This window comes from Myroides sp. C6-3 (genome assembly GCF_050522425.1).
Classification (GTDB): Bacteria; Bacteroidota; Bacteroidia; order Flavobacteriales; family Flavobacteriaceae; genus Flavobacterium.
This window is the reverse complement of sequence record NZ_JBMVQP010000054.1, coordinates 1-11,663: the sequence shown is the minus strand read 5'-3', so window position 1 is coordinate 11,663 and position 11,663 is coordinate 1. Positions and strand designations below refer to the sequence as shown.

At 36.8% G+C, this 11,663-nt stretch carries 7 protein-coding genes; 2 read left to right on the top strand and 5 right to left on the bottom strand.

What is annotated here, in order from left to right; genetic code table 11:
• Positions 1 to 137: 137 nt before the first annotated feature.
• Together ACPDG9_RS15315 and ACPDG9_RS15310 are read right to left on the bottom strand one after the other, a co-directional pair.
• Positions 138 to 1,610, bottom strand: coding sequence for an SLC13 family permease (locus ACPDG9_RS15315; protein WP_430528590.1), 1,473 nt, complete (start codon positions 1,608 to 1,610; stop codon positions 138 to 140).
• 154 nt (positions 1,611 to 1,764) lie between these two features.
• Positions 1,765 to 4,134, bottom strand: coding sequence for an outer membrane beta-barrel family protein (locus ACPDG9_RS15310; protein ID WP_430528589.1), 2,370 nt, complete (start codon positions 4,132 to 4,134; stop codon positions 1,765 to 1,767).
• 124 nt (positions 4,135 to 4,258) lie between these two features.
• Here ACPDG9_RS15310 and ACPDG9_RS15305 point away from each other — a divergent pair, with 124 nt between their 5' ends.
• Together ACPDG9_RS15305 and ACPDG9_RS15300 are read left to right on the top strand one after the other, a co-directional pair.
• Entirely contained in the window at positions 4,259 to 5,590 is a 1,332-nt protein-coding gene (locus ACPDG9_RS15305; protein WP_430528588.1) for a sensor histidine kinase, read from the top strand.
• Positions 5,583 to 6,257 carry a response regulator transcription factor gene (locus ACPDG9_RS15300; protein WP_430528587.1) on the top strand — a complete coding sequence of 225 codons (675 nt, stop codon included), beginning with the start codon at positions 5,583 to 5,585 and terminating at the stop codon, positions 6,255 to 6,257. Before ACPDG9_RS15305 ends, ACPDG9_RS15300 begins: the two co-directional genes overlap by 8 nt.
• Here ACPDG9_RS15300 and ACPDG9_RS15295 read toward each other — a convergent pair.
• The 3 genes from ACPDG9_RS15295 to ACPDG9_RS15285 all read right to left on the bottom strand — a co-directional run bounded on the left by ACPDG9_RS15295 (position 6,254) and on the right by ACPDG9_RS15285 (position 11,031).
• The gene (locus ACPDG9_RS15295; RefSeq protein ID WP_430528586.1) at positions 6,254 to 7,078 is read right to left on the bottom strand and encodes a tetratricopeptide repeat protein; all 825 of its coding nucleotides are present in this window, start codon (positions 7,076 to 7,078) and stop codon (positions 6,254 to 6,256) included. The two genes, ACPDG9_RS15300 and ACPDG9_RS15295, sit on opposite strands and share 4 nt — an antisense overlap.
• On the bottom strand, positions 7,068 to 7,658 hold the full coding sequence (gene def / locus ACPDG9_RS15290; protein WP_430528585.1) for a peptide deformylase: 591 nt from the start codon (positions 7,656 to 7,658) through the stop codon (positions 7,068 to 7,070). The genes ACPDG9_RS15295 and def overlap by 11 nt, the downstream gene beginning before the upstream one ends.
• Positions 7,659 to 7,752: 94 nt before the next feature.
• Positions 7,753 to 11,031, bottom strand: a complete 3,279-nt coding sequence (locus ACPDG9_RS15285) for an AsmA-like C-terminal region-containing protein (protein ID WP_430528584.1) — start codon at positions 11,029 to 11,031, stop codon at positions 7,753 to 7,755.
• Between the last annotated feature and the right edge of the window lie 632 nt (positions 11,032 to 11,663).

Below are 11,663 nucleotides of genomic sequence, written 5' to 3'. Positions count from 1 at the left end.
ATAAAAAAAAAATCTTAAATCCATCTTGTCTCCACAGGCTCGGTATACCTTTAGAGAACATTGAACGCTATAAAAAAGCGCAAAGGAAATATTTCCTTTGCGCTTTTTTTATAGCGATATAGAACAAACAAATCGATCTATTTCAGATACTCAAAGAAGTTGGTAAACTCTTGTAGAAACAACACCCATAAGATAATGACAATCGTTCCGACAAAGGCGCCAAACATCCCTCCTAGTCTAAAGTCCTTTTGTTTGAGCATTCCTGTTCCAAACACAATAGCATTGGGTGGTGTAGAAACGGGAAGGAATAATCCACATGAAGCACAAAGTCCAACTACTAAACCTACTGGCAACAATTGATCTACAGGCAATACAATGGCTGCTATATTAATCAAAATTGTCGCAGTTGCAGTACTACTCATGATATTCGAAAATAAAACGGTTATAACCGCAAATACAAGCATCATCACGACAACATTAAATTCTGCTCCCGCTAAAAACTGAGAGTAGTAAGGAGCTAATAATTCTTTAATAGCGATACCCAAGGACAACCCACCTGCAACGAGCATTAAAGTGTCCCAAGGGAGTTTACGCACATCTTCTGCGGTAATAATGCCTAACATCGGCAAGAACATAATCGGCACCATCGCTGCCCCTGCAGTTGGAATATGGTATTTGGTGCCAAACATCCACATTCCTACCGTTATAACTAAAATTACGAGTACAGCTAAGCGTTGCAAGCGTAAGCTATTCGTCATTTCTAACGCGTCGTTCACAAAAGACACGTCCAAACCTTTTACCTTGGAGGTATATTTTTTTACTACCGCCCACCAGAATCCAGCCAATAAAATAACCGCAGGTACCAATCCCAAAAACAACCATTGGGTAAAGTTGACCGCATATCCTTTCGTCTTTAGGACATCCACCACTATTAAATTGGGTGGAGTAGAAACCATACTAATCATTCCCGCAAAGGTTGCTGCTGCGGGGATACTAATCAAAATTGCCTTAGACATTGGAGAATCTTTTCCTTCTCTTTCTATTAAAGGCATTACCGAAGCTAAAATCATCGCTGCAGTTGCTGTATTGGAGATGATTAACGATAAAACGGAAGTAACCAGGATGATGCCTAGGACTAACTTATTCGGGTTGGAGCCAAAAATAGCCAAGGTCTTCTTAAACAACGACAAATCGAGATTGGTTTTTCGCATTCCTTCACTGAGAAAAAATCCTCCCAAGAAGATCCAAATCACACTGTCCGACCAAGTGGAAGAAATTTCTTGAGGAGATATAGTAGCTCCTTCGATATTTCCCATCGTATACACGAGAAAACCGATAATCATAATTCCCACTGCAAAGGGCGGAATAGCCTCAGTTGCCCAGAGTAAAATGGAAAAAATCAAGATGAAAAACGTGTATTTCTGGGCTTCAGAAAAAACCTCAGGTGTCAAGAAATACGTACAGAGAAAAGCGATAAGTAAGGAAAAGAAAAAAATACCCACCCTTGTTTTGATATTCCATACATTCCAAGAAGCTTCTATTAATAACTCACTGTAAAAGCGAATTCCTGTTCGTATCTTACGAATCTGGTCAAAGTAATCAAATTCCATAGCCTTTAATTTTCTGTACAAAGCTACGAAATAAAGAAGTAAAATCTATTTTAACATTTATACAAACAAACTCCTTTGTGTTTTTCCAAAATAAACAAAAAACAAAAAGGAAAGTCGAATAAACTTTCCTTTTTGTGATACAAACTAACTCTATTTATAAGCGATCTTTTTCTTCCATTTCTAATTCTTTCGCGCTGTATTTTACCTTTTGATTGCCAAAATTGTAGCGCAATCCAAAGGCTATACCTTGTGTATCCATATAGTCTTTAAAGTAGTTATATTGATTGGCATATTGTGTTTTAATGATTTGTCGATCACTACCAAAAATATTGTACACATATAGATTCGCTGTCCATTTTTTCTGCTTAAATTCCTTACTCATGATAAAATCGGTGCGTTGATAGCCACTAATTGTAAACGAGCCCTGTACTGTTGGCGTGTGAAAGGTATACGTCAACATCGCCTTCCAGTTGCTGTCTTGATCAAGATCAACCGAGGTAGACAGACGTCCACCAAAAACAAAAGCATCATTTTTGTGCAGTTTCTGATCCACACCAAAGAAATAATCTTCTTGTTGCTGTAGTTGTATAAACCCATTGGCTGACCAACGTGGTAAAATTTGGTGAGCATAACTCGTTACCATTCCCGCTGTATTTCGCTTATCAATATTTGTATAGTGGTAAATCAACATATTACCGGCTTCTTCTTGATAAGAAATCTCCATGGAAGGATCTTGTTCACGGTTGTAAAACAATTCCACATTCAGTGTGCTAAACGTATAATTCAAACTGAAGTTATGGCGAATAGCTGCTTTTAAATCTGGATCACCTTGAAAATAGGAAAACAAATTATAGTAGCTTTTCGCTGGGTTCATCCAAGAATACGACGGGCGATCAATGCGTTTACTATATGCCAAACTCAATTGTTGTTGATCTGTTAAATCATATTTAAGATAGGCACTAGGAAATAGTTTAAAATACGATTTTGTATTACTTCCCATCTCCGTACTTTTGGTTTGTATACCTGTATATTCTCCTCTCATTCCTACCTTAGCTTGCCATTTCTTCCACTGTTTGGTATAAGAGGTATAAGCAGCCCAATTGATTTCTTGATAGTCAAAAACGTTGCTTTTGTCAGGGTTAAGCGAATGATCTTCTTCATCACCCTCATAAAAATCTAATATATATGCTGCTTTTACAATACTGTACTTACCTCCCAACTCCCATTTTGTCGATTCTTTGTCTATACTATAATCCAGTCCAGAAACAGCCAAACGCGTGCGTTGTCTATCTTTGGTACCAAAAAAACGCTCTGCCTCAGGTTGATCCTTAAAATTTAATTTCGTTAATACGTCTTGATTGTCGTGCTCTTTATCATAAGTAAAATAGGAAGACCACAACAGGTTTTTCGATGAACTAATTTTTTTATCTACCAAAGTATACCCCGTATAGGTATCCATATTTGATCTTTTTTTATTAAAAGTCGTATAGGAGGACTCTACAATATCTTGAGGATTGTGGATGGAAGTAGGAATTTCATAATCTCCTTTAGATCGTTCATTGATATAACCATTTCCACCGAGCGTCAAGGTCAAGGTTGTATCGAGTTTGATATCCATTTCAGTTTGAAAACTATGCTGTCCTTTAATCTTGTTTTTGCGTGTCATCACGCTGCTCCATCTTTCTCCATTCTCATAGAAGACATTATCTTCATTGTAACGCACACCTGTTCCCTTACCCCAAGAATAACTTCCAGACCAATTTATTTTTTCTCCCGTATAGGTATGCTGTGTACCAACTGTATTATAGGCATAGGTTGTTTGTTTAAAGCGATCCGAAATACTGCCCTTGTATCCCAACGAGGTATTCTTTTTTAGTTTAATATTCAAAACAGCATTCCCTTGTGCATCGTATTTAGCAGGGGGATTCGTAATCACCTCTACTGCTTCTACTTGAGTTCCTTCTGTTCCTTCAAGCATAGCTTTCAATTGGTCTCCCGTCAACATGACTTTCTTATCATTAATCGTCACCAAAATACTTTGACTTCCTCTAATACTTAAATTATCTCCTATCGCGTTCACTCCAGGGGTTTGTTTGACAATATCCCAAGCATTTGTTGTTGCCAAGGGGGTGTCTTGTACATTAAATACCAAGCGATCGATTTCGCGTTTAATCATGGGGCGCTTTGCTTGAATCACAACTTCATCCAAAAGCGCATGGTCTTCTACTAGCGTCAAGATAGAGGGTATAGGATTCATTGAAGAGATGACCTGTGTTTGAAAACCAATATACTGAAATTCAATTGTCGCCCAAGTATCCTGTGCTTTAACCTGATATTCACCTTGCTCATCGGTGTAAAGCGAAGTGATAACTTCGCCCTCTTTATCTTTTACTAAAACGGTTACAAAGGCAAGGCTTTCTTGCTTTTGATCCATGACTTTTCCCTTAATTAAAATCGTTGAAGGCTGTGCTTGTAAAAGTACACTCATCAACAACAATACCATACAAATAAAAATACGTCCCATCGGTTTACTTATTTGAAACAAAGGTGATTCAAAACAAATCTCAAACGGGTTAATGAACGGTTAACGAACGGTTAATGCGCTCAATCGAACTTAAAATCCGTTATTTTAAACTAAATTTGTAGCTATGACGTACTCGAAACCAAAGTATTATCTCTTCGCTTTTAGCTTGTTCTATTTCTTTTTGATTGGGATAATGGTCTTCTATTTTATACAGGTACTCGAGCTAAAGAAAAAAGAAATTCACAAGATTGCTCACGATAAAATAGACGATATCGAAAACGTACTGTCCTTTGAGAAAAAAAATAAGAAAAAGGACAATGTAATGTATTATGCAGTTTTAGACTTATTGCAAAAAAAGACAACAATAGAAGAAATTCAAAAAAAGAATGCTTCTTATTTACAATCGAGCAGCTTAGACGCTACACAAAAAATAGATAGTGCTTTTGCATATCTAGGCTATCAGATTGCGTATCGCATTGACTTGACGCATGTCATTCTCAACGCAACGCAAGAAAATATGCTCCAAGCTCCGGTCACTATTTTAGAAACCCAGCAAAAAGTAAAAAAAGCGCATCGAGTAAATTCTTCCGAATGGGAAGTAGAAGAAAGCAGCAAGCACAAATCAGATGAACCTTGCATCGATTGTCCGGAAGACTATGCCAATCACTTTACCGTAAAACAAGAAAAATACATTGAGGTACTCAATTTCAACAGTATTGCCTTTCGCGAGCTCTTTCCTTTATTAGCGGGATCATTCCTCATTTGTACGTTTATTCTCATCCTGTATTTTACTACGTATAAAGCCATCAAAAAGAAAGAACAAGAGGTTTTGAGTTTACATAATATGGTAGATAATGTTTCACACGAATTCAAATTGCCTATTGCTACCTTAAAATACGGTTGCAACAACCTTAAACGAGAATATGATTCCCCAACCGTAGCGTTAATTCAAAGACAGATCGATCGATTAGAACGCTTACAGAATCAACTGGGTGTAGCTTCAAATGCCAATGAACTTCCTTTTACTCAAGCTGGTCTTACACAATTAATTGAAGACCTCAAAGTACGGAATTCAGCTATCGAATTTAGCGTTTCTTGGAATTTAGAGCAAAATACAATTCCCTTTCCTCAAACGGAGCTAGAGATAATTCTATTAAATCTTTTGGAAAATGGTATTAAATATGGAGGTAGTCTTATTACTTGTTCGCTTTATTCCAAAGAGAATAACTTGTATATTGAGGTTTCCGATAATGGTATTGGCATCGAAAAAAAAGAACAAAATCTTATTTTTCGCAAATTCTATCGTATTATACACAACAACGTACACAACACACTAGGTTTAGGCATCGGCTTGTATCAAGTGAAGAATCTTGTCGAAAAAAATCAAGGCAATATTCAATTAAATAGTATAGTAACCAAAGGTACAACCTTTATTATTCGTATTCCTTATGCATAAGATTCTCCTTGTTGAAGATGATATAGACTATGGAACTGTGGTAAAACAGTATCTCGAGATTAGTAATTTTGATGTGGTGTGGACTCCAAATTCTACAGAAGTAATGGATTTACTTCAACAGCATCATTTTCATTTGGCTATTTTGGATATTATGCTTCCTGTAAAAGACGGATTTACTTTAGCGAAAGAAATTCATCACATTCACCCTACCATTCCCTTTCTATTTTTAACGGCTAAGAATCAAAATATCGATCGATTATTAGGCTTAAAATTAGGAGCGGCAGATTATATTGCAAAAACATGTGATCCCGAAGAATTAAAGTTGCGTATTGACAACATTTTACGCCATGTCTCTGTTGAAACAACACCCTTTTATCACATGGGTATCTATACGTTCAACCCTGCGCTACTGCGTTTAGAAAATGCAAAAAGAACCTATCAGCTTACAGAAAGAGAAAGAGATTTGCTCTTGCTATTCATCCAATACAATCATTCCATTTTAGAAAGAGAGGTAATTTTAAATCGACTGTGGCAATCAGCAGATTATTTCAATGGAAGGAGTTTAGACGTTTTCGTTACGCGTTTGCGCAAATATTTGGCAGATGACGATAACATACAAATTAACAGTATTCGAGGGGTAGGGTTTACAATTGATTTGGCTCTTTAGTCATCATAGTTAAATTGATGGATAAAATCATCTTTCAACGTTGATTTATCTTGTATTTGAGCTAGGGCTTGTTGACTTTCTATTTTCCATTTGGCTTCTTTCGTTTGTTTATACAACTCATAAGTCGCCAAAGCATAGTTCGCTAAGAAGTCTGTGGTAGTTCCAAAATAAGGTTTACTTTTCTCAAAAAAGGAAATAGCTTTATCGTACTGTGCATTCATCCGCAAAAGAATAGCTTTTATAAAGTAGATTTCTTGTTCACGCTGTTCCGTTAACAGACCTGTATTTTTATACTTGGCCAATGTTCGGTCGGTGTTTACTAGTCCTTCTACGATATCTCCAAGAGACGTTGCGGTCAGGCTCAAACCGAAATATCCTTCTGGACTATCGGGAAAGTATTGTTTAATTTCTTCATACTTCTTTCGAGCTAACCCAATATTGTCGATGCGCAATGCTGATTCAGCCAAAGCCACTTTAAAAGTTAACGTTGGCTGGATGGCTAAGCTATCCGCGTAATAGAGATAGGTGTAAGCGGCATTGTCTTTATCTTGTTTCGTCAGTGCAACCCCTGTATAGTAATAGGCATCACACAACTCCTTATCTTTTTGAATAATCTGGAAAAATATCCGTCCTGCGGTATTGTAATATTCTGTTTGTTCTAAGGCAGAAAAACCCATCTTGTACAAAGCTACAATCTCCTCATTGGTTGTAGGACAGCTTAATTCATCGATTGAATAAGTAGGACTCGTTTGTGCCAAGCACTGAGTTCCACTTCCTATCAATAAAAGCAGACTTAGCTCATTGTACAACTTAAACTTCATAGGCCAAAGGCGTTTCTATCGTAGCATCAATATACTGACACGTCGATTGCTCTTCGATTCGGTCCGTAAATAGCACTCCATTGAGGTGATCATATTCGTGTTGCATAATTACAGCGGTGTATCCTTCGACTACTTCTTGATACTGCTTTCCTTCTAAGTCGTAATACGTAATCTGAATAGCTAAACTTCGATAGACACTGTCATAGCGATCTTCGATAGACAAACAGCCTTCTTCCCCTTGCTGCAATAACGTAGAGTACCAGATAATCTCTGGGTTGATGAAGAATTCAAAAGGTTCTGTTTCTTTGTCAAAGCGCTTGACCAAAAACATTCTTCGATTCAGTCCCACTTGTGGAGCTGCAATTCCAACTCCTGCACGATCACCGTCCGTCACCGTTTTATACATACGAGCAATTAACATCTTGACGTTGGGATCTTGTGGATTAAGCGCAACACAATGCGCTTGGAGCACAGCTAGTTCTTCTGGAACCGTGTTTTGGTACACATACATCGGCTGTGTTTGATCGCCTTGAGCAATTAAAGCTAATTCTTCTACAGTGAGGGAAGGAATTCCTATCATGGTGGTTTTTATTTCAAAATGTAGAGGTAAAAATACTATTTCTATGCTTAGCAAAAAAAATAAAAGCTAGAGATTACTCCCTAGCTTCTATATTTTATGCTGCTGGTTCAGCTATTTGCTCGTTTACTTCTTCTTTCATTCCTTCTTCTGTCGGTTTTGTAGCTTCAGTATTGGGTGCTACTTCATGTTCTACACCGGCTTCATTTGTTGCCCCTTCTTCTTGCTCTTCCTCCTCCTCTTCATCATCATGTTCAGATGGTTTCCCCAACACTTCACTCGGTTTATAGCGACCTAATTTTATCTTGAAATTATCGGAATTCCCTTGAATCTTCATCGGAATTCCGATAATACCCATTGGTGGTAATCCCAATCGAAGTCCGATATTCATCTCCCCATCTAAGCTAACCTGTCCTTCAAATCTCGGTCTAAAGCCTGCCATTTTCATTCGTGTACGCTCAATGGTCATCACGTTATCTTTAATTGTCGTTTTGATTTCAACGTCTTTGGCTTTTCCTTCTTCTAGTGACTTGGTATTCGTTTCCTTGGCAATCGCACCAAGTAAATTAAATCCTTTGAACTCAATATCTTCTAAAGTCAAAGAGCCTCCCCCAACTAAGGAACGAAACACAGGGAACATATTTTTATCCAAATCACCGGCTAATTTGTAATCCAAAGAAACTTGACCATGTGCATCTTTCGCCATACTCACCATTTCTCTGAACAAGGTAATTTCTTTATAGGCGCGTTGAATATCAAAATCAGAAGCTTGAATCGCATAGTCGAATTTCGCTTTTCTAAACCCTGTTGGTTCGTAAATACCCTTCATATTTACTTTTGTACCAATCAATTCAAAATCCGTTTTTTGTAACTCTATTTTTCCCGCATTGACTAACAAACTACCTGTGAAATTTTCTAAATTATATTCTGAGTATTTTATTTTTTGCGCTGCCGCATCAAACAAAATATTTAAATTTTTAGGTACTTGAATTACCCCTGTTCCTGATGATGATACCGTAGCTTTCTTGGCTGAAGCACTCTTCGAATCAAACATCATAAATTCATCTACATTGAAAGAAGGACTCTCAAATGTAAAACTCCCTCTTAATGTATCTTCTTTTAAGATGTGATCAACCACGTTCGTTAAATATCCTTTCATATTAATTTCAGAACTACCATAAGTAGCAACAAACTTTTCAAAGCCCATTTTTTCTTTAAAAAATTTGAAAACTCCTTTCTTAATATGCAAAGGATAAGGGAACATATCGGAGTGAATTCTAATATTATCTACTTCGAATTTCCCTCCATTTTTCAACTTGTCAAAGTCACCTTTTAAGGCATCACTTTGCAATCCTTTTAAGAATAAACTCGTAATAATTCTACCGTGAACGTCAATACCGTCGACTTTAAAAATCTTGTAAAAATCACCAATATTAATTGTCCCTTTTGACGTAATATTATAGTTTAAGTTATTCAAGTTATACAGGCTTGCAGCTAACTGGAAAGGTTCATTTGCTATCTTGAAATTAATCGGTAGCACTTCAATTGAAAGATCGTTAATTGAGCCTCTAGCACTTTTAATAATCGTATGAATCTCAATATCTTCAATTGGCAATTCAGGTAACCTTTTCAGCTGTACATACCCTTTGTGCAATTTCACTTCTGTATTCATAACAGGGAAACGCTTTCTAGTAGGTTCATAACTACCTTTAACCGTTCCATCAATTAGTAAGTTTCCTCTTAATACAGCTTCATCAAACGGTATAAATTCTTTGATATTATCGAAATCAATATTTGCTTCAATACGAGCATCAACATCGTATGTTTGTAAATTATTTACCGCAAAATGACCTTTGACAAAATTGTCCATTGCTAAAAGATTCAAGTTATCTACGCGAAACTTAATATCCTTTATTTGATTCGTTTCTCCTTCAGCTTTAATGTCAAAGCTAATTTCTTTCAACGCTTGTGGTAAGCTATCTAATTTAAAATAGCCATTGCGAATCATCCCTTCGAAATCAAAAGAAGGAATACTTGTAATTACCGTATCGCGTTTTACCTTGCGCAGTGTTCTTGTTTCAACAATTCCCTTCGCAAATTGGCCATCTACTTTTCCTTTTAATTTGAGATCCCCTTTCATATCGAAACCTGTCAATCCGACCGCTTGTTGAATCAAACCCAGATCTAAATCCAAATCCATCAGACTTTCAATCATCGGTTTCTCAAAGCCTTTCGTGTGCAATTGGAAGTTAGTTTTACGCCCAGCAATGTCAAAAGCTAATGTATCAATCGACACTTCACTTAGCTCCATATCCAATGAAGGCATTTTAAAGTGAAAATCCAACGTTAAATCTTCAATAGGGTCAGTTACACCTTTATGCTGAATTCCTCCATTAGCAATAGCTAAATCAAGGCTAATTGATGGCATAATCGTATCCAATGCTAAAAACTGACCTTCTAACTTAAATTTCCCATCTACAACACCCGTAAATTTAGTATTGTCAAACCACGTTTGATATTCAGGAGGAACTAAGGAAAGCAACTCATTTAAGCTTGAATTCTCTGTATTAATATCGAACAACATATCGTAGCCATTCTCAACAAATCCAAACCTTCCGATGAAACTTACCAGTAAATCTTTAATTTTTAAATTATTTTTTTGAAATTCAAACGTTAAAGACTTTGTATCGATTAAGGTTTCTAAATCAGCTAAAACAGGTTTGTCTTTGACATAGAAAACATGATCAAAGCTAAAGTCAAAAGACTTAATGCGCACTTTACTCTTCAATTGGAATACAGCATCACTCATATTACCACTACCCAAATAGTCGAAATTGACAGCTGTAAAGTACAAGTTACCTGCCTCGTCACAGTATCGCAATAATGCATTTTTTATCTCTAATCGATCAATCTGAAGATCAAATCCCTTTTCGTCAGTCTCTTCTTCATCTGTAGATTTGACCACCATATAGTTCGCTTCACCTTTCTCATTAACCAACAAATCAACAACGGGAGAATCTACAAAAACACGATCAAAACTAATTTTTGAATTTAATAAACTCATCATATTAATCCCAAGACCAAGCTCCTTCGCTTGAAGTAACCTAGTTGGATGTAAAGAGTCTACTTGTACACCCTCGATATTAGGATTGACAACTGTCGCTGTCAGATACGGGAAGTTCTTATAGAAAGATACTTCAATGTCATCAAAAACTACCTCACCTTCGATTGAATCAGCGAGCATCTTTTTTATTTCTTCATTGACTGTATCTTTAAAAAACAAGGGAAGTACTAATAGCAACCCCAATACAAAAACCACTAAAACCCCCACAGCGATAGCGATCCGTTTAAAAATTTTCTTTCCTGAAAAACTCATAATATAGGTTATACAAATTGCGTATAAATTAACAGATTATTTCACAAATCATAATACAAAATTAGAACTTCTTATTTACTTATTTCACTTTTTTTGTATATTCTTTTACTTATATTTTATTGTTGGTTGTGCGTTGTGCGCCGTTCGCCGTTGGTTGTAGCGATTATCGTCTAAAGAAAATACTTCCTATTTCAGAAAAATTGACCGATACCTCATAACAGATCACTGATAACAAAAAAAAAACCGATGTCGCGGATTTGCAATCCGTGACTTTATTTATACACACGAGCTACAAGTCCTTTTTCTTGTTTAGCTTGACTAAGCTTATTGCATAGAACTCAACAAACGAAACTTGATTTAGGGGATGCGACCTCTCCTACGTCGAGGTGACATGACGAACGTGATTGACGGATGCGACCGCTCCTACGTTGAGGTGACATGACGAACGTGATTGACGGGTTCGACCTCTCCTACGTCGAGGTGACATGACGAGTGTGATTGACGAGTGTGATTGACGGGTGTTGAGTGACGGATCCCGATGTCGCGGATTTGCAATCCGTGACTTTATTTATACACACGAGCTTTAAGTCTAAACAATTTAGCGCACAGATTACACTCGAGGCAGTAGCCGA

Bases quoted from the DNA above. Each gene is read 5' to 3' on its own strand.
- ACPDG9_RS15310 (WP_430528589.1), bottom strand. From the start codon at position 4,134: ATGGGACGTATTTTTATTTGTATGGTATTGTTGTTGATGAGTGTACTT.
- def (WP_430528585.1), bottom strand. From the start codon at position 7,658: ATGATAGGAATTCCTTCCCTCACTGTAGAAGAATTAGCTTTAATTGCT.
- ACPDG9_RS15285 (WP_430528584.1), bottom strand. From the start codon at position 11,031: ATGAGTTTTTCAGGAAAGAAAATTTTTAAACGGATCGCTATCGCTGTG.
- ACPDG9_RS15305 (WP_430528588.1), top strand. From the start codon at position 4,259: ATGACGTACTCGAAACCAAAGTATTATCTCTTCGCTTTTAGCTTGTTC.
- ACPDG9_RS15295 (WP_430528586.1), bottom strand. From the start codon at position 7,078: ATGAAGTTTAAGTTGTACAATGAGCTAAGTCTGCTTTTATTGATAGGA.
- ACPDG9_RS15315 (WP_430528590.1), bottom strand. From the start codon at position 1,610: ATGGAATTTGATTACTTTGACCAGATTCGTAAGATACGAACAGGAATT.
- ACPDG9_RS15300 (WP_430528587.1), top strand. From the start codon at position 5,583: ATGCATAAGATTCTCCTTGTTGAAGATGATATAGACTATGGAACTGTG.